The organism is Pseudomonas sp. GW821-FHT09A09 (assembly GCF_059418405.1).
The window spans coordinates 45,242-62,463 of record NZ_JBWKPU010000023.1 but is presented as its reverse complement, the minus strand read 5'-3'; the positions used below and the strand labels follow the sequence as shown (position 1 = coordinate 62,463).

15 protein-coding genes and 1 pseudogene are annotated in these 17,222 nt (G+C 61.5%); 7 read left to right on the top strand and 9 right to left on the bottom strand.

Going from position 1 to position 17,222, the window contains the following annotated elements; translation table 11 throughout:
* Positions 1 to 112: 112 nt before the first annotated feature.
* Positions 113 to 622: pseudogene (locus AC07OV_RS19895) on the top strand (methyl-accepting chemotaxis protein); the annotation flags it as partial.
* Positions 623 to 758: 136 nt separating this feature from the next.
* On the opposite strand, the gene AC07OV_RS19890 reads toward AC07OV_RS19895, so the two are convergent.
* From AC07OV_RS19890 to AC07OV_RS19880, 3 genes are read right to left on the bottom strand one after another with little or no spacing between them, the layout of a single operon-like run.
* The gene (locus AC07OV_RS19890) at positions 759 to 2,078 is read right to left on the bottom strand and encodes a sensor histidine kinase (RefSeq protein WP_494997039.1); all 1,320 of its coding nucleotides are present in this window, start codon (positions 2,076 to 2,078) and stop codon (positions 759 to 761) included.
* Positions 2,075 to 2,743, bottom strand: coding sequence for a response regulator transcription factor (locus AC07OV_RS19885; RefSeq protein ID WP_494997038.1), 669 nt, complete (start codon positions 2,741 to 2,743; stop codon positions 2,075 to 2,077). The genes AC07OV_RS19890 and AC07OV_RS19885 overlap by 4 nt, the downstream gene beginning before the upstream one ends.
* Entirely contained in the window at positions 2,743 to 3,066 is a 324-nt protein-coding gene (locus AC07OV_RS19880) for a PepSY domain-containing protein (RefSeq protein WP_176999311.1), read from the bottom strand. Before AC07OV_RS19880 ends, AC07OV_RS19885 begins: the two co-directional genes overlap by 1 nt.
* Before the next feature lie 150 nt (positions 3,067 to 3,216).
* On the opposite strand from AC07OV_RS19880, the gene AC07OV_RS19875 reads away from it, so the two are divergent.
* The 5 genes from AC07OV_RS19875 (at position 3,217) to codA (ending at position 7,238) form a co-directional block, all read left to right on the top strand.
* Positions 3,217 to 4,296, top strand: coding sequence for a patatin-like phospholipase domain-containing protein (locus AC07OV_RS19875; protein WP_176999312.1), 1,080 nt, complete (start codon positions 3,217 to 3,219; stop codon positions 4,294 to 4,296).
* Between the two features lie 138 nt (positions 4,297 to 4,434).
* On the top strand, positions 4,435 to 4,791 hold the full coding sequence (gene queD / locus AC07OV_RS19870) for a 6-carboxytetrahydropterin synthase QueD (protein ID WP_003190259.1): 357 nt from the start codon (positions 4,435 to 4,437) through the stop codon (positions 4,789 to 4,791).
* 92 nt (positions 4,792 to 4,883) lie between these two features.
* The gene (locus AC07OV_RS19865) at positions 4,884 to 5,324 is read left to right on the top strand and encodes a GNAT family N-acetyltransferase (RefSeq protein ID WP_176999313.1); all 441 of its coding nucleotides are present in this window, start codon (positions 4,884 to 4,886) and stop codon (positions 5,322 to 5,324) included.
* Between the two features lie 8 nt (positions 5,325 to 5,332).
* The gene (locus AC07OV_RS19860; RefSeq protein WP_176999314.1) at positions 5,333 to 5,956 is read left to right on the top strand and encodes an NUDIX hydrolase; all 624 of its coding nucleotides are present in this window, start codon (positions 5,333 to 5,335) and stop codon (positions 5,954 to 5,956) included.
* 46 nt (positions 5,957 to 6,002) lie between these two features.
* Positions 6,003 to 7,238: a cytosine deaminase gene (codA, locus tag AC07OV_RS19855; RefSeq protein ID WP_495092827.1), complete on the top strand. Its 1,236-nt coding sequence runs from the start codon at positions 6,003 to 6,005 to the stop codon at positions 7,236 to 7,238.
* Positions 7,239 to 7,255: 17 nt separating this feature from the next.
* Here the strand turns inward: codA and AC07OV_RS19850 are convergent, their stop codons facing one another.
* The gene (locus AC07OV_RS19850) at positions 7,256 to 8,242 is read right to left on the bottom strand and encodes a diaminopimelate epimerase (protein ID WP_495092826.1); all 987 of its coding nucleotides are present in this window, start codon (positions 8,240 to 8,242) and stop codon (positions 7,256 to 7,258) included.
* Positions 8,243 to 8,586: 344 nt separating this feature from the next.
* Between AC07OV_RS19850 and AC07OV_RS19845 the strand changes: the two genes are divergently transcribed.
* A complete protein-coding gene (locus tag AC07OV_RS19845) occupies positions 8,587 to 9,738 on the top strand; it encodes an MFS transporter (protein ID WP_495092825.1) in 1,152 nt (383 codons plus the stop codon).
* 5 nt (positions 9,739 to 9,743) lie between these two features.
* Here AC07OV_RS19845 and AC07OV_RS19840 read toward each other — a convergent pair whose 3' ends face one another.
* From AC07OV_RS19840 to AC07OV_RS19820, 5 genes are all read right to left on the bottom strand, one after another.
* Entirely contained in the window at positions 9,744 to 10,373 is a 630-nt protein-coding gene (locus tag AC07OV_RS19840; protein WP_256349917.1) for a type III secretion effector protein, read from the bottom strand.
* A 966-nt stretch (positions 10,374 to 11,339) separates the two neighbouring features.
* A complete protein-coding gene (locus AC07OV_RS19835) occupies positions 11,340 to 13,745 on the bottom strand; it encodes a TonB-dependent siderophore receptor (RefSeq protein WP_494997034.1) in 2,406 nt (801 codons plus the stop codon).
* A 97-nt stretch (positions 13,746 to 13,842) separates the two neighbouring features.
* The gene (locus tag AC07OV_RS19830) at positions 13,843 to 14,793 is read right to left on the bottom strand and encodes a FecR family protein (protein WP_494997033.1); all 951 of its coding nucleotides are present in this window, start codon (positions 14,791 to 14,793) and stop codon (positions 13,843 to 13,845) included.
* A 32-nt stretch (positions 14,794 to 14,825) separates the two neighbouring features.
* The gene (locus AC07OV_RS19825; RefSeq protein ID WP_176999320.1) at positions 14,826 to 15,326 is read right to left on the bottom strand and encodes a sigma-70 family RNA polymerase sigma factor; all 501 of its coding nucleotides are present in this window, start codon (positions 15,324 to 15,326) and stop codon (positions 14,826 to 14,828) included.
* A gap of 145 nt (positions 15,327 to 15,471) precedes the next feature.
* Positions 15,472 to 17,118 carry an ATP-dependent nuclease gene (locus AC07OV_RS19820; protein WP_494997032.1) on the bottom strand — a complete coding sequence of 549 codons (1,647 nt, stop codon included), beginning with the start codon at positions 17,116 to 17,118 and terminating at the stop codon, positions 15,472 to 15,474.
* Between the last annotated feature and the right edge of the window lie 104 nt (positions 17,119 to 17,222).

The following is a 17,222-nucleotide window of genomic DNA, read 5'->3' as shown; positions in this document are numbered from 1 at the left end:
AGGCCTGACCGTGATCGACCGCACCACCACCAACATTGGCAACCTGGCCGCCGACATGAGCACGGCCATGGCCCAGGTCGAAGGCTTGGCAGCCAACAGCGAGAAAATCGGTTCGGTGCTGGAAGTGATTCGCGGCATCGCCGAGCAGACCAACCTGCTGGCTCTCAACGCCGCCATCGAAGCGGCGCGTGCCGGTGAGGCCGGTCGCGGTTTTGCCGTGGTGGCCGATGAGGTGCGCAACCTGGCGCGCCGCACCCAGGAGTCGGTGGAAGAAACCCGCCTGGTGATTGAGCAACTGCAAAGCGGCACCGAAGACGTGGTGGGCGCCATGGGCAACAGCTATCGCCAGGCCCAGGGCAGCGTCGAGCAGGTCGGCCAGGCCGTGACCGCCCTGCGCCAGATCGGCGATGCGGTGACGGTGATCAGCGACATGAACCTGCAGATCGCCAGCGCCGCTGAAGAGCAGAGCGCGGTGGCCGAGGAGATCAACAGCAACGTGGCGACGATCCGGGATGTGACCGAGTCGTTGTCGGAACAGGCCAATGAATCGGCGCGGGTGAGCCAGGCGCTGAACAGCCTGGCGAATCAGCAGCAAGGGCTGATGGATCAATTCCGGGTGTAACGGATTGCCCTCGAATGGGGTGGCGATCCAATGTGGGAGCGGGCTTGCCCGCGATGCAGGCAACCCGGTGTGTCAGTCACACCTCTGTGATGCCATCGCAGGCAAGCCAGCTCCCACATTGTTAATCGGTGGCGTGTCAATTTTGTCGTTTGGGGAGTTCGATCAGGGCCTTCAAGCCGCCCAGTTCGCTTTCTTGCAGTTGGAGCACCCCGCCCCACACTTCGACGATATCGCGCACGATCCCCAAGCCCAAACCGTGGCCGTCGATCTGCTCGTCCAGGCGTGCGCCTCGGCTGAGCACCTGGTCGCGCTGGGTTTCGGGAATGCCGGGGCCATCGTCTTCAACGGCCACTAAGTAGTGCTGCGGCGTTTCGCTGATCGTCAGGCGCACGTCCGCATCTGCCCATTTGCAGGCGTTGTCCAGCAGGTTACCCAGCAGTTCCAGCAGATCCTCACGGTCCCAGGGCAGTTGCAGCCCAGGGGGCACGTGGTAGCTCAGGTCCAGGTGCTCGCCGTGGATCATGGTCAACGTGGCCAGCAATACGGGCAGTTCTTTTTCGCAGTCGAACAACGCGCCTGGCAGGGTTTCACCGGCCAGGCGCGCGCGATTGAGTTCGCGGTTGAGGCGCTGTTGCACCTGTTCCAGTTGATCGCGCAACAGTTTGCTCAGTTCGGGGTGGTCCTTGAGGGCCTCGCTTGAGGCTGCACTCAACAACACGGCGAGCGGGGTTTTCAGGGCATGGCCCAGGTTGCCCAGGGCATTGCGCGAGCGCTTGAGGCTGTCTTCGGTGTGGGCCAACAGGTGGTTGATCTGTGCCACCAACGGTTCCAGCTCCAGCGGCACCTGGGTGTCGAGTTGCGAGCGCTGGCCTTGTTGCAATTGGGCGATCTGTTCACGCGCGGTTTCCAGCGGGCGCAACGCACGGCGCACGGTAACCCGCTGCAAGACCAGCACCAGCAACAGCGCGGCCAGGCCGAGGATCAGGCCGACCCGACGCATCAGGCGGAAGCTCTCCCGCACGGGCGTGTAGTCCTGCGCCACGCTGATCGAGATCAACTGGCCATAGCGCTTATAGTCCGCGCGCAGCACCAGCAGTTGCTGGCCTTCCGGCCCCAATTGCAGGTTGCCTTTGAGCCCGGTCTCGGGCAGGCGGGGCAGTTCCTGGTCCCATAGCGAACGGGAGCGCCAGTGGGTATCGGCAAAATCAATGCGAAAGTAATGCCCGGAAAACGGCCGTTGGTAGGCCGGCGACAAGCGCTGCTCATCCAACTGCACACCGCCTGCCCCACGCACCAGCGCCACCAGCAGGTTCTCGGCGTCGTTGCGCAACCCTGCTTCCAGGTAGCGCTGCAACCCCGCTTCGAACAGCCACAGGCTGGTTTGCGCCAGCACCACGCCGACGACCACCATCACACTGATCAACCCCAGGCTGAGGCGCCGTTGAATCGACCTCATGCGGGGCTGGCGCCAAACAGATAACCCTGGCCACGCCGGGTTTCGATCACGCTGCGGCCCAGCTTGCGGCGCAAGTGGTTGACGTGGACTTCCAGCACGTTGGAATCGCGCTCGGTCTCGCCGTCATACAGGTGCTCGGCCAGGTGGCTTTTCGACAGGATTTGTTCGGGATGCAGCATGAAATAGCGCAGCAGGCGAAATTCAGCGGCGGTCAGCTGGATCTCCTCGCCATCACGCAACACGCATTGACGACCCTCATCCAGGTGCAACCCGGCCGCCTGCAAGGTGGGCTGGTTGGCCCGGCCATGGGAGCGGCGCAACAGCGCCTGGATACGCAGGTAGAGTTCTTCGGGGTGAAATGGCTTGCTCAGGTAATCGTCAGCGCCGGCCTTGAGCCCTTCGATGCGTTCGGCCCAGGAGTCCCGGGCGGTAAGAATCAACACCGGCGTGGCCAAGGCGGCGATGCGCCATTGCGCCAGCACCTCAAGCCCTGGCAGGCCGGGCAAGCCGAGGTCGAGGATGATCAGGTCGTAGGGTTCACTGCGGCCTTGATAGACCGCGTCGCGACCATCGGCCAGCCAGTCGACGGCATAGCCCTGGCGCTGCAGGCCGGCCAGCAGTTCATCGGCCAGAGGCACGTTGTCTTCCACCAGGAGCAGGCGCATCAGTCGTCTTCCTTATCTTTGAGCAGCTCGCCGGTGCTGGCATTCAGCTCGATTTCACGCACCACGCCGTCGGCGGTCAACAGTTCGATTTCATAGATATAGCGCACCGGCCGGTCGTCGTGTTCTTCCAGCTCGGCGTCCAGCAACTTGGACCCAGGGTAGCGCTCGAACGCCGGCCCCAACAAATCTTCCAGGGGCGCGATGACCCCCTTTTGGCGCAGGCGCAACGCTTCGTCCTGCCCGAGGTCATGGGCCGCCAGGCCTGAGCTGATCAGCAGTAACACCAGCGCCACTCGACCGCCCGTGCGTCGATATACCTTCATTACCCATCCTGTTGTTCCTTGACGTCGCCACGTTAGCCGTCGCAACTTAACTGAAACTGAATTGCCACCATGGCAATTGCCGATAGTCCATTTCCCCAACTGTTGTGCGAGATTTCTTATACTGATCCGCTCGCTTCAATTGAGACTGGTATGACTGCCATCCACATCAAGTTTCCCGCATTGACCCTCAAGGCCGGCAAACGCGCCTTTACGCGCATTCGTGAGCAAGGCCTCAAACCGGCCGATGTCGGCATCCTACCCGGTGCGGCCGGCGGCCCCAAGGCCTTGGGTATCCAGGGCCTGGACCTGGCGCTGTTCGGCGACTGGCTGCCACGCATGCCGCGCGAGCGCGCGTTGATCGGCGCGTCCATCGGCTCCTGGCGGTTTGCCAGCGCCTGCTTGCCCGACCCGGTGCAAGGTCTGCTCGACCTCGGCCGCCTGTACAACGAACAAAGCTTCGCCAAAGGCGTGACCATGGCCGAAGTCAGCCGCAGTTGCCAGCGCATGCTCGACGACTTGCTCGCCGGCCGTGATGCGCGGGTGCTAGACAACCCCGACTATCGCCTGAACATCATGGTGGTCAAAAGCCACGGGCTGCTCGCCGATGACCACCGTGGCCGCCTCGGGTTGGGCCTGTCGTCAGTGATCGCCGACAACCTGCGGGGCCGCGCGCGGCTGTCGCGGCATTTCGAACGGCTGATCATCCACGACCCGCGCCAGGCACCACCAGTGCATCCGTTGCAGGATTTCCCGTCGCGCTTCCTCGACCTGGAATTGGGTAACCTGCGCCAGGCGCTGCTGGCCTCGGGTTCGATCCCCATGGTGATGCAAGGCGTGCGCGACCTGCCGGGCGCGGGCGCAGGCACCTACCGCGACGGCGGCCTGCTGGACTACCACCTCGACCTGCCCTACCACGGCGACGACATCGTGCTGTACCCGCACTTTACCGACCGGGTCATCCCCGGCTGGTTCGACAAAGGCCTACCGTGGCGGCGCAGCAATCAACAGGGTTTGCAGGATGTGTTGCTACTCGCTCCGTCCAAGGATTACCTGGCCCGCCTGCCCCACGGCAAACTGCCGGACCGCAGCGACTTCAAGCGTTTCATGGGCGATGACCCGAGCCGTAACAAGTACTGGCAAACCGCGATGAGCGAGAGCCGGCGCTTGGGGGATGAGTTTCTGGAATTAGCGGACAACAACCAATTGGGCGAACGACTCCAGCCCCTGTAGGAGCCCGGCTTGCCGGCGATGGGCGTTCACGCGGGATACCTGAATAAACACGGCGCCTACGGAGGGACGGTATGCGCGGTGTGGGATCAAGCTGTTAAACTCGCCGCCTGCCAGATACCTGACCGAGCTGAAAATACTGTGGAAATCTTCAAAGAGTTTACCTTCGAGTCCGCCCACCGCCTGCCCCACGTACCGGAAGGCCACAAATGCGGGCGCCTGCATGGGCATTCGTTCAAGGTGGCGATCCACCTGAGCGGTGACCTGGATCCCCATACCGGCTGGATTCGCGACTTCTCGGAGATCAAGGCGATTTTCAAGCCGCTCTACGAACGCCTCGACCACAACTACCTCAACGACATTCCCGGCCTGGAAAACCCCACCAGCGAAGTGCTGGCCAAGTGGATCTGGAATGAGCTCAAGCCCCTGCTGCCGGAACTCAGTGCGATCCGCATCCACGAGACCTGCACCAGTGGTTGCATCTATCGCGGCGAGTAAGCCTCCGACTGCTGAAAAACCACCTGCGGGTGGTTTTTTTATGTCCGGCTCCCGTACAGTCATGACCTCCAGCCCACTCGGAGCACGCTGTCATGATGCGCCCTGCCAACGCCCATGATGTGGCCGCCATCGAAGCCATCGTTGAGGCCGCCTACTCGCCTTACATCACGCGTATCGGCCGCCAACCCGGTCCTATGCTGGAAAACTATCAGGCGCTTGTCGCGGCGGGAGGCGTACACGTGCTGGACAATGCCGGGCAGATACAGGGCTTCATTATCCTGCTGGATGCTCCCGACGCGCTGTTGCTGGACAACCTGGCCGTCGCCCCGCAAGCCCAGGGCCTGGGGTTGGGGCGCCAACTCATGGACTTTGCCGAACAACAGGCGCGCGACGCGGGCTACACGGCCATCCAGCTCTACACCAACGTGGCAATGACTGAAAACATTGCGCTGTACACCCGTCGAGGTTATGTCGAGACCCATCGGGCCGAAGCACACGGCCTGCACCGGGTGTACATGCGCAAACCCCTTTAGGAGCGTCCATGGAAAACACCTGGCTGGCCCAGGCCAAACGCTTGCAGGCGTTGGCCTCCACGGGGCTGCATTTTTGCACTGACGATTTTGAGCGCGAGCGCCTGGAGGAAATCGCCGAGATTGCCCACAGCATGCTGGCGCAATTGGGCAACGTGCCGCTGGAGCGCATCACCGGGTTGGTGCCGGACTTTGCCAAGCGCTATTCCACGCCGATGATCGACGTGCGGGGCGCGGTGATCGAGGGCGACCGAATACTGCTGGTGCGCGAATTGACCGATGGCTGCTGGGCACTGCCGGGCGGCTATGCCGATATTGGCCTGTCGGCGGCGGAAAACATCGTCAAGGAGATCCGCGAAGAGGCCGGGTTGACCGTCACGGCGCAGGCGCTGTACAGCGTCACCCACAAGGCCAAGGGCATGTATCGCCCGGATGTGCGGGATTTCTACAAGCTGTACTTTTTGTGTGAACGTGTCGATCAATTGGCGCCCATGGCCGGGTTCGAAACCACCGAAGTGGGCTTTTTCAGCCTGGATGACCTGCCGCCGCTTTCCCGTGGACGCACCATCGAAAGTGACCTGGAAGCCGCGTTCGCCTTTCATCGCGGCGAGACCACCCAGACACTGTTCGACTGACCCAGACTGAACGCCTGATTGCTTTTTGCCCAAGAGGAACTTGCCCATGCACATCATCAACGCCCGCCTGCGCAACCGTGAAGGCCTGCATGATCTGCACCTGGAACATGGCCGGATCGCCAGCATCACCGCGCAAACCACGGCGCCCGTACTGGCGGACGACGACCTGGACGCTGCCGGCAACCTGGTGATCCCGCCCTTTGTCGAGCCTCACATCCACCTCGATGCCACCCTCACGGCCGGCGAGCCGCGCTGGAACATGAGCGGCACGCTGTTCGAAGGCATCGAGTGCTGGGGCGAGCGCAAAGCCACCATCACCCAGGCAGACACCAAGGCCCGCGCCAAGAAAACCATCGAGGCCCTGGCGGCCCACGGTATCCAGCATGTACGCACCCACGTCGACGTCACCGACCCAGACCTCACCGCGCTTAAAGCGATGCTGGACGTGCGCGAAGAAAGCGCGCACCTGATCGACCTGCAAATTGTCGCGTTCCCCCAGGAGGGCATCGAGTCCTACCGCAATGGCCGCGAACTGATGGAAGAAGCCATTCGCCTGGGCGCCGATGTGGTCGGTGGCATTCCGCATTTCGAATACACCCGCGACCAGGGCGTTAGCTCGGTCAAGTTTCTGATGGACCTGGCCGAACGCACCGGTTGCCTGGTGGACGTGCACTGCGACGAAACCGACGACCCGCACTCACGCTTTCTCGAAGTGCTCGCCGAAGAGGCCCGCAGCCGTGGCATGGGCGCGCGCGTCACCGCCAGCCATACGACCGCCATGGGCTCCTACGACAATGCCTACTGCGCCAAGCTGTTCCGCCTGCTGGGGCATTCGGGCATCAGTTTTGTCTCCTGTCCCACCGAAAGCATCCACCTGCAGGGCCGCTTCGACAGTTTCCCGAAACGCCGGGGCGTCACCCGCGTCAACGAACTGCTGGAAGCGGGCATGAACGTCTGCTTCGGCCAGGACTCCATCGTCGACCCGTGGTACCCGCTGGGCAACGGCAACATCCTGCGCGTGCTAGAAGCCGGTTTGCACATCTGCCACATGCTCGGTTATCGCAACCTGCAAAGCGCGCTGGACCTGGTCACCGACAACAGCGCAAAGGCCATGGCCTTGGGCGACCGCTACGGCCTAGAGCCGGGGCGCCCGGCGAACCTGCTGATCCTGTCGGCAGACAGCGACTACGAGGTGATCCGCAGCCAGGGCCTGGCGCTGTATTCGATCCGCCATGGCAAAGTGCTGATGAAGCGGCAGCCAGCGCAGGTGACGTTTTTATAACGAGCCTGGATGCTGCTTCAGGTTTGTGGCCGCGCCGTGCCAAACAGGCTGACGCTCAGCAAGGTGTCGCCCTGTGTCAACAAGCGCACGGGGGCTGTGCCACCCGGCATCACCACCGCGACTTCGCCACCGCCCACCCAGCCTGCTCGCCACGCCGCGCAGGCCACGGCGCTGGCGCTGGTTCCCGAAGATGCCGTGGGCCCCTCCCCGCGTTCGAACACCCGCGCCAGCACTTGATTGCCCTGCCCACGGGCAGCCCACTGCAAATTGACACCCGCTGCACACGGGACACCACCGCCCACCGGTGGCGCGAATGCAATGGCTTTCAAGGGTTCGAACAGCGCAGGTTGATGCATGCGGGCATTATCCGGCAGCAGCGCAGGGTCTTCGACCAACGTGACGCAATGCGGGTTGCCCACACGCACGAACTGGCTGCACGACCATTGCGGCTCAAGCGCCGTCAGTGAGGCCACCTGGCTGAATTCACGGTTCGCTGCTTTCACGCTGTCCACGTCACGGGCGCCGACCGCCTGCGGCCCGAACTCAGGCAAACCCAGTGCCAGCCAGAACCCCGCCACGTCCTCGTAGAAAGCAGGCTCCACCCGGGTGCTGACCGGCGATTGCGCATCAGATTTGTCGTGATGCACCCGCAACTCGCCCCCCTGGCTCAGCAAGCCTTGGTCGGTCAGGGCCTGGGCGAAGATGGTCAGGCCATTGCCGCTGCGCTCGGCGAGGGAGCCATCGGTGTTGACGATCAGCACATCGAACGGTGCCTCGGCCTGGAACGGCCCGACCAATAGCCCGTCGCATCGATGGGCCTTGGCATCCGCAGGGTGTGGCAAGGAGCCCCAGCCACACTCGGCGGCGATGGCTGAAGACGCCCAAGCCTTACGGGTATTCGCAGCCTCGGCGGCGCTGTCAGGAAGATTGATGCCCTGGCGTCTTAATAGGGCCGGGCTGACCACGCCATAAATATTGCCGCGGGCATCGTAGAAGTGGGTCATAGCGTGATTCACCCCAGCAGTCGCAGGCTGTCCAAGAAAAAAGAGCCACGCGATTGTGTGGGAAACCACCTGCCGAGTTCAATTCAGAGGTGATCTGGAGGGTAGCAACTCGCGTAAAAGCTCTGGGGTTCATCAGCCCTCACGAGGATTACACACCGTCCAGACCACATCTGACAAAGCCTGTGTGGCCGGCAGGCCGCCTCAGGTTCCATGTTTGTAAAAATAAAATTCAAGACCGCCGCGCCAATCCGCTTTCCCATGGAACCCGGCTCGCTCGATGCGGCCTGATGTGCAAGGATATCGCGCCGGACATCGTTCTTTGAACGCAAAACCAAGGATTCTTCATGACTGCCATCCCCACCCCAGCGCCCGTGGTTCCCGGGCGGCTGGAACAAATGTCGACCCGCATCGCTTTCTTTATTGCAGGTTTCGGTATCGCCGCGTGGGCGCCACTGGTGCCTTATGCCAAGGCACGCGCGCAACTCAATGAGGGCACCCTGGGCCTGTTGTTGCTGTGCCTGGGCGTGGGGTCGATTATCGCCATGCCCGTGGCAGGCGCCCTGGCGTCGCGCTATGGCTGCCGACGCGTGTTGACCGCTGGGACGATCCTGATCTGCGTGGCGCTGCCGATGCTGGCAACCGTCAGTTCGATTCCCTTGCTGATAGCCGCGCTGTTCCTGTTTGGCGCAGGCCTGGGCACCGTGGATTCCACGGTCAACCTGCAAGCGGTGATCGTTGAACGCGCCAGCGGCAAGACCATGATGTCGGGCTTCCATGGGTTGTTCAGCCTGGGCGGCATCGTCGGTGCAGCCGGCGTGGCCGGGCTGTTGGGGCTGGGCCTTTCGCCGTTGCAGGCAACCCTCGTGGTGATCGCCGTGATGGCCGCAGCCTTGCTCAAGGCCGGGCCGCACCTGCTGCCCTATGGCAGTGAAAGTTCAGGGCCCGCCTTTGCGATCCCCCATGGTGTCGTGCTGTTTATCGGCTGCCTGTGTTTTATCGTGTTTCTGGCTGAAGGTGCGGTGCTTGACTGGAGCGCGGTGTTCCTCAGCGCCGAGCGCGGCCTTGACGAAGCCTACGCTGGCCTGGGCTATGCCGCTTTCGCCTTGACCATGACGGCCGGTCGCCTGACAGGTGACGCCATTGTGCGCAAGCTGGGTGCCACCCGCGTGATCATGATCGGCGGCGCACTCGCCACTGCCGGCATGCTATTGGCCACGCTGTCCCCCGCCTGGCAAACCGCGTTGCTGGGGTATGCACTGGTGGGCGCCGGTTGCTCCAACATCGTGCCGGTGCTGTACACCGCGGTGGGCAAACAAAAGGTCATGCCGGAACATATCGCGGTGCCGGCCATCACCACCCTGGGGTATGCCGGCATTCTGGCCGGCCCCGCCGTGATCGGTTTTATCGCCCATGGCAGCAGCCTGAGCACGGCCTTCGTACTGATCGCCACACTGCTGGCGGCGGTGGCTATCAGTGGCAAGATCCTCAAGGTCTAACCCCGTCACTTCGTTTTGTGAGCCTCATCCTGCTCCAGCCAGCGATCGAGGCTCTTGTTGCTCAGCCAGCCTTCCTGGTAAGGCGGGCCGAACAGCCGGGCGCCATTGGCGCGCTCCAGCGAACGCAACAGGCCCGGGCGTTCGATGATGTTCTTTGCGGTATAGACACACAGCTCGCTGTATTTCGGCCGGGGCATGCCAGTCGACGGTTCCAGCACGGCCTCGCCTTGTGGATCGACGTCGTAAGGGTCTTGCATCACTGCCTTGAGCGTGACAATTTCGACGAACTGGTGGGGCTCGAAAAAATAGGTGCGATCCTTGGTCTTGTCTCTCAACTGCTCGAACAAACCTTGAAACGCCTGGACCACCTGGGCATTCCCTTGGGCATGGAAGGGATCCTGGCTGTACACGCTTGGAGAGCTGTTACCTTGCAACGCGGTAGCGGCCCGAAGGCTGTCGCGGGTGATATCGCCCTCGCTGCTCAAGATTGCATCGCTCAACCGTGGGCGCTGGAGAATCTCCCTGGCGACCTGGATCACCCGATCCAACGCATCGTTGTCACCCAGGCTCAGGGCGGCAACCTGCTGCAGCGAAGACCGGGTCAAGCGCCCGTCTTTCAGAAACGGATGCAACATGTCATAGCCTTTTTCCAACGTGGCGGCCAATTGCTTGTCCGTCGAGAGGGCTCCAGGTTGCGAACAGTTCGCCCGCGCGACCGCAGGGTTCTGCAGCGCACGCAGGTGTCGAGTCGACAAGGCTGTGCGCAACAGCGCTGGCTTGCGAGGTGCGCTATCCCCGGCAAGGTCTTGAACCCAGGTGGCCCCGGCTGCGTCGTTCCAACTGCCAACTGGGGCCGTGGGGGGAGGCTCGGCAGGTCTTGGCACCGAACCGCCCAGGACGGCTGGCCAAACGTGAGGCAGTGAACCCTCGATAGTCATGCGGTTTCTCCAACTTTTCTCTTATGCGTACTGACCCGATGAGCGCCATCGAAATGGCTGGGATCAGGAAATCGGTCCCGTGGGTCGAGCTGCAATGTATGTGGTTGGCTAAACCCGACAGTTCCGGATAACGCACGAATACCAATTTCAATATGTAAAAAATCGGGCCGTGGGGTTAACCCCACCGGTGTCCACGCCACCAGGCCGCCAAGCCACTGATCAGCGTTGCCAACGCAAAACCTGCGGGTTTCGGCGGTTTGCTGCGAGACGTGCAAGGTTGCCCGGTGGGCAGCATGCCCCGGGAGAAGTCATCTGCGACCGGGGCCTGGAATTTGCGCTGCCCGACAAAGGCTTTCATTCGACGGGCCTGGGCAGCATGTTCACTGGGCAGCACCAGGGGCGCCGGCAGGGCGACATCTCCCTTGGCCGTGGGCGTGTCTGCTGCACCGACCCCGCACAAAGGCTCACGACAGATCCTCTGCGAGGATTGAAACGAGGTAGCAGTCATCGGTTGGACCTGACTCTGAGTCTGAAAGACAGCCGGCAGCATCAAGCCGGTGGATGTGACCTCTGTGGCATTTCGTCATAAACCGTTCCAAGGCCAAAAGACACGCAAAAAAAATCGCAGCCCCGAGGGCTGCGATTGTTCACGTCGATGACGGATCAGAACCCGACGCTGGCCTGCACAAAGAACGTGCGCGGCTGGCCCAGGTACAACCCGGCGTTGTTGTCGCTGGAACGGGTGTAGTGCTGCTGGTCGAAGACGTTTTTCACACCGACGCCCAGTTTCAGGTTCGACAGTTGCGCACCGAAGTCGTACCCACTGCGCACGTTGACCGAGACATAACCCGGGATATCACCGTACTGGCCATCGGCAGTGCCCTGGGTGATGTAGGTGGTGCCGGTGCCTGGCGCACGTTGGGCGGACTGGGCAAACACATCCAGGTTGTGGGTCCAGTGATTCACGTCATAACGCAGGCCCAGGGTTGCCACTTCACGGGAGTACAGCGGCAGGTCGCGGCCCTTGAACGGTACGTCGCCCTCGGAGGTGGCCTTGGTGTAGGTGAAACCGGCGCTGGCGGTGAGGCCGTCCAGGCGAGGGTCGAGGTTCGACAGGTCATAGTGGGCCGAGGTCTCGATCCCCTGGTGCTTGGTGGCGCCCAGGTTGGTCCAGCCCACGTCGTTGCTGACGTATTGCAGTTCATCCGAGAAGTCGATGTAGAACAGCGTCACTTCGCCGCCCCAGACGCTGTCGTTGTAGCGCGTGCCGATCTCGTAGGTCTTGGCTTTCTCCGGGTTCAGGCCGTTGGCGGTCTGGTCGCCGGTGCCGCCCTGCCCCAGCTGGAAGTACTGCAGGCTGCCAAACGAGGTTTCATAGTTGGCGAACAGTTTCCAGGCATCGGAGACGTGGTACATCACGCTCAGGGCCGGCAGCGGTTCGTTGTTGTGAACTTCGCGGCGTTTTTCCTGGGTGCGCGTGCCGTTCAGGGCCACCACCGGGCGGTCATGCCATTCGGTACGGATGTCTTCGAAGCGAATGCCCGGGGTGATGGTCCACTTGCCGATATCGACTTTGTTATCGATATAGAACGCGTTGGCTTCGGTGCCACCGGTGCGGTCCTGGTAGACATGGCCATCGCTCTGGCCGCCCGGGGTCGGCACATTGTTGACCAGGTTCAGGCTGCTGGCCTGCTCGTGCATGCCCTCCTTGAGGTAGCGATAACCGAGGCTGACTTCCTGGGTGCTCGGGCCCACGTCGAACACATGGGACACACGCGGCTCGATGCCGAAGGTGTAGTAGGTGCGCGGGTAGGAGCCGATGGTTTTCAGGTCGCGGTTGGCGATGTTGCTGCCACGGAAGCTGTCGGAGTAGTAGGTCAGCACTTCGGCCTGGGTACGGTCGTCGATCTGGCGGATGTACTTGAAGGACATGTCTTTGCGGCGGCCACTGAAGTTGTCCCAGTCACGCACCGATTGGTACGGGTTGGCGTCGAACTGCTTCTGGGTCAGGCCGCCGGGCATGTCGGCGCTGGCGTCGTAGTAGTGGAAGTTGAGCGAGAAATCGTCTTGATCGGTCGGCGCCCAGTGGGTCTTGAAGATCACGTCGTCGATGTCGTTGGAGTTGTTGCTGCTGCGATAACCGTTGCCCTTCACACCGGAGTAGAGCAACGCCGCGCCAATACCGTTATCGGCCGTGCCGCCAACGAAGGCATTTTCGATGTGCTTCCAGCCGCCGTGGGCCGAAGTTTCCAGGGTGGTGCCGACGTCGCCGGAGAATTTCTCGGGAATCGCACGGGTCACGAAGTTGATCACGCCACCGACGTTTTGCGGCCCATAACGCACGGAACCGGCGCCACGCACCACGTCGATGCTGTCCAGGTTGCCGGCAGAGATCGGCGCCATCGACAGTTGCGGCTGGCCATAGGGGGCAAACGCGGCCGGCACGCCGTCAATCAGCACGGTGGAACGTGGCGACAGGCGCGACGTCAGGCCACGCACACCGACGTTGAGGGAAATGTCGCTGCCGCCGGTGCCGTTGGACTCTTGCACCTGCACACCCGGTACACGACGCAACACGTCGCCGACGTTCATCGCGCCCTGCTCCACCATCGCCTCGCGACGGATCACGGTACGGGCGCCCGGGTGGTTCTGCACCACTTCGGCGTTGGCATCACCCAGCCAGTCGCCGACCACCTTGATGTCGGTGACGCCCAGCTCCAGGGGCGAGCCGGCTTCACCGGTGCCGCTGCTCAGCGGGCGCAGGGTCACGGAGCCCGCATCGATCTGGTAGTCCAGACCGCTGCCTTGCAGCAATTGGCGCAAGGCTTGTTCAGGCGAGAGGTTGCCGTCGACCGCAGGCGCTTGCTTGCCGGCGACCATGTCGGGGCTGAAGAACACTTGCAGGGAGGTTTGCTGGCCCAGTTGGCTCAGCGCTGCGCCCAGGGGTTGGGCGCGGATGTGAATCCCGTCATCGGCATAGGCTTCGGGCAACGCGGCACTGACGGCCAATGCAAGGGCCAGGGGCGCCCAGCGGGAGACTTTATTGTTTTTCACGGCGAGTTTTTTCACGTCGAACCTAGTCCTGTGATCGCAAGAGTGTGCGGCTGTTAATGCAAACCAGTTGCAGTTGCAGGAGAAGACGAAGAACTCGGAAAAAACCTGAATGTCAGCGTGAAATAATTTCCTGGCTGCCATCCGGCAAGGTGCGCAAGGCCACCGGCAGGATGTGCGGCAGGGCTTTGAGCAAGGCGTCGGTGTCGCTGGACTTGAACACGCTGGTCAAACGCAGGTTACTCACCGCGGCCGTGCTGACCCGCAATGGCTGCTCGCGATAGCGCGACACTTCCCGTGCCACCTCACCGAGGCTGGCGTTGTTGAACACCAGCTTGCCCGTACGCCAGGCGGTCAGCTCATCGGCATTTACGGCGTACGCTGCGGCGACTTGCCCTTGTGCATCGATATGCGTGCCCCGGCCTGCCGTCAGCGTCACGCTCTGGTCCGCAGAACGCCCCTGTACCTTGACCGTACCGGCCTCCACCACCACGCGGGTCTGGTCGTCATCCCGGCGCACGTCAAACCGCGTGCCGGTGACCGTCACCTGCCCTGCCCCGGCCGCCACGACGAATGGGCGGCTGGTGTCATGTTCAACGCTGAACATCGCTTCGCCCTGTTTGAGCTCCACACCGCGCCGGCCTTTTTCATAGTGCACGGCGACCACGCTGCGGCTGTTGAGGTCCATCACTGAGCCGTCGGGCAGCGCCACCTGGCGATGCTCGCCCAGGCGCGTGCTGAATTCGGCGCTGTAGGGTTTGGGATGATCCAGGCCGCTGAACAGGCCCAGCCCGAGGGCGACGGCCACCACACTCGCGGCCACCGCATAACGCAGGAGGGCACGGCGTTTGGGGCGCTCGACCGGCGCTTCGCACAGGGCCTGCAACCGGGCCTTGGGCAGCAAATCGGTGGCGCTCCACAGCCCTTGCAGCACATCGAATTCATATTGATGCGCAGGCTGCTCCGCGCGCCAGGCATCAAACCGTTGGCGCTCTTCACCGCTCAACGGGCCGTCTTGCAGGCGTACAAACCATTGCGCGGCTTCGTCGCGGGCACGGCTATCCATCATGGAAGGTCCTGTTTCAGGGCGAGCTGGGTTCATGGGGCGATCGCGTCCAGGCGGTCACGCAGATGCCGCAGGGTGCGGATCATATACTTTTCCACCATGTTCTTGGACAGGCCCAGGCGCACGGCGATTTCCTGCTGGGTGAGGCCCTCGATTTTCTGCCAAATGAAAATCTTGCGGCAGTTGAGCGGCAACTCGGCCAAGGCCCGCTCGATGGAGTCCGCCAACTGGATCGCGTGCATGAAATGCTCCGGGTCGCCGCTGTGGGGCGAACTCTGCTCTAGGGCTTCCAGCGCCAGCGTCTCGCGACGGTCTTCGCGGCGGTAGGCGTCAACGGCGATATTGCGCGCCGTCTGATGCAGATAGGCACGCGGTTGCTCAACCTCGGTCGAACGCGACTCGAGCACCCGCACAAAGGTGTCGTGGGCCAGGTCTTCGGCCTGCTGACGGTTTCTCAGGCGGCGCGTCCAGGTTCCGATCAACTCTTCGTAATGCTCGAAAAAGCCTGTTCTGCGGGGCGGCTGAGGAATCATCGCGGGTGCACTGGGAAGGCGGGGGCGTGAATAGTAATGCTTCCTATTAAGTTGAGCAATTGCTACCTGTCGCCCTACCAGAGTTCTCGTTTGGGGCCAGCTTCAGGAGGAACCGTCTGCCCGCCTGCACTCAGCCGCAGTTCATTCACCCAATGTTCCAACGCTTGATGAACTCACAAAGGCTTTCAATCCTTGCGTTCAAATCGAGCGGCGAATAGTCAGGTCGGTAAGCAGCTACATAAGTGGATGCGACCTTTACCTTGTTCGCGGACTGGCTCTTGCGAGCATTCGCTTTTTTGTAGTGAAGCCGATTTGCCCACATGCTCGCCCCACCTGTTCGTACAGCCGAAGGGTGAACGGCTCTGACAGTCGCCTCTAATTGCTGGGCATCCAAATAGTTTTCCACCTCACGCCCCTCAGTCACCCAGACAAACCGCTCCGGGTGATGACTGAATGCTGTGACTATGCGCTGCTTCGTTGCATTGATTTCTTTAAAGGGGCTGTCTTTATCACTGTCGAGCAAAATGGCCGAGTGACGATTCAACCTGACCAGACTTATCAAGTCCTCGATGTTGCCATCGTCGTCCTCATCGCCCGCGAGATGGCTGAGCAATCGCCCACCGTAAAACATAATTGAATAGTGAATGCCCTCACGCAACCCGGGCGACATGCCAGTAATCCAGTGGTTCAGATAAATGCGATCCGAAGGTCCTTCGACCCAAATCACACAGTTTGCCTGCAAGATATCCGACGCCATGTATCCCATGCGATCGAGCACCTCGCTCAGGTCAGGCTTACAGTCAATGTAAGTGCCGTAGCTCTGAAAAATCTTCAACCCTTCCTTGCTCGCACTATTGATGAGTGAGGCAGAGTGAGTACTGATAAACAGTTGCTGTGATCGCTCACGGGAAACCTGGATCAGCGTTTCCATCAAATAACGCATCAGGGTCGGGTGCAGATGGATCTCAGGCTCTTCTATCAAACACACGGCACCTTCCGGGCACTTCCTCAGCCAACTCACGATCCAGGCAAAGGTCTTCCAGCCAGACGGCAGCCAATGCCCCTGGAGTTCATTGGACATGCGATGGTCATCATCGAGCCAGACGCCGATGACGCCCTCTTTACTCAGGTGAAATGAAATGTCGTTGAGCATCTCATGCCCCATTTCGTCGGCTCGCGGGACCAACGCCAAGCCACAGAGGTACTGACGGATGTTATTCAGTTCCCGGACAAAATCCGCATCAAAAATCTCTGTCTGTTGGGGCACCCCTCGATAACAAATATTGGCGCAACTGAAAAAGCGCGGCAGCGGGCTGAAGGGAGCGTCTTTATAGAGCTCACCCAACACTGTCAGTTGCCGGAGCGAGCCTCTCCCCTGAGCAGATGACTGATACCACCTGCCGCTTAACATCCGAGGGGGAGTCAAGAGTTGCCTGCAACGCACATGACGCAAAGCCTCACTGGAATGGTCAGTTGCACCTGACGCGAAGAGATAACTCCAGCGCTCGCCATTGGAGAACTCGACACTAAACGTTGGAAAACTCTGCATGGGAGGATTCTCCCGGGGAAGCGACGCTAAAACCTCCGGATACCGCAACGCCCTGATCATGTCGATGATCGTTGATTTTCCAGCCCCGTTCTCACCCAGCATGACGTTTACGGACCCAGGCTCCAACGCAGGCGTCTCAAAGAGAACGGTGAGGTATTCCTCGACGGATAACCCTTGCGGCTGATGTTGCGAAGGTGTGTTGAGGGTGCGGATGCCGGAAAACCAAATACGAGAAATATTCATACGCCAAGGATATCGAGGGATTTCCCAACGTATCGGCCTTACCGACGAACACTGAAGATCCAGAAACTCAGGCGGGATATGCCGTTTGAACCGGGCGGTGAACT

Coding starts and splice junctions, on each gene's coding strand:
- AC07OV_RS19890 (WP_494997039.1), bottom strand. CDS start 2,078: ATGAGGTCGATTCAACGGCGCCTCAGCCTGGGGTTGATCAGTGTGATG.
- AC07OV_RS19825 (WP_176999320.1), bottom strand. CDS start 15,326: ATGATTCCTCAGCCGCCCCGCAGAACAGGCTTTTTCGAGCATTACGAA.
- AC07OV_RS19840 (WP_256349917.1), bottom strand. CDS start 10,373: ATGTTGCATCCGTTTCTGAAAGACGGGCGCTTGACCCGGTCTTCGCTG.
- AC07OV_RS19860 (WP_176999314.1), top strand. CDS start 5,333: ATGGAAAACACCTGGCTGGCCCAGGCCAAACGCTTGCAGGCGTTGGCC.
- AC07OV_RS19880 (WP_176999311.1), bottom strand. CDS start 3,066: ATGAAGGTATATCGACGCACGGGCGGTCGAGTGGCGCTGGTGTTACTG.
- AC07OV_RS19845 (WP_495092825.1), top strand. CDS start 8,587: ATGACTGCCATCCCCACCCCAGCGCCCGTGGTTCCCGGGCGGCTGGAA.
- AC07OV_RS19850 (WP_495092826.1), bottom strand. CDS start 8,242: ATGACCCACTTCTACGATGCCCGCGGCAATATTTATGGCGTGGTCAGC.
- AC07OV_RS19830 (WP_494997033.1), bottom strand. CDS start 14,793: ATGGATAGCCGTGCCCGCGACGAAGCCGCGCAATGGTTTGTACGCCTG.
- AC07OV_RS19885 (WP_494997038.1), bottom strand. CDS start 2,743: ATGCGCCTGCTCCTGGTGGAAGACAACGTGCCTCTGGCCGATGAACTG.
- AC07OV_RS19820 (WP_494997032.1), bottom strand. CDS start 17,118: ATGAATATTTCTCGTATTTGGTTTTCCGGCATCCGCACCCTCAACACA.
- AC07OV_RS19865 (WP_176999313.1), top strand. CDS start 4,884: ATGATGCGCCCTGCCAACGCCCATGATGTGGCCGCCATCGAAGCCATC.
- AC07OV_RS19875 (WP_176999312.1), top strand. CDS start 3,217: ATGACTGCCATCCACATCAAGTTTCCCGCATTGACCCTCAAGGCCGGC.
- codA (WP_495092827.1), top strand. CDS start 6,003: ATGCACATCATCAACGCCCGCCTGCGCAACCGTGAAGGCCTGCATGAT.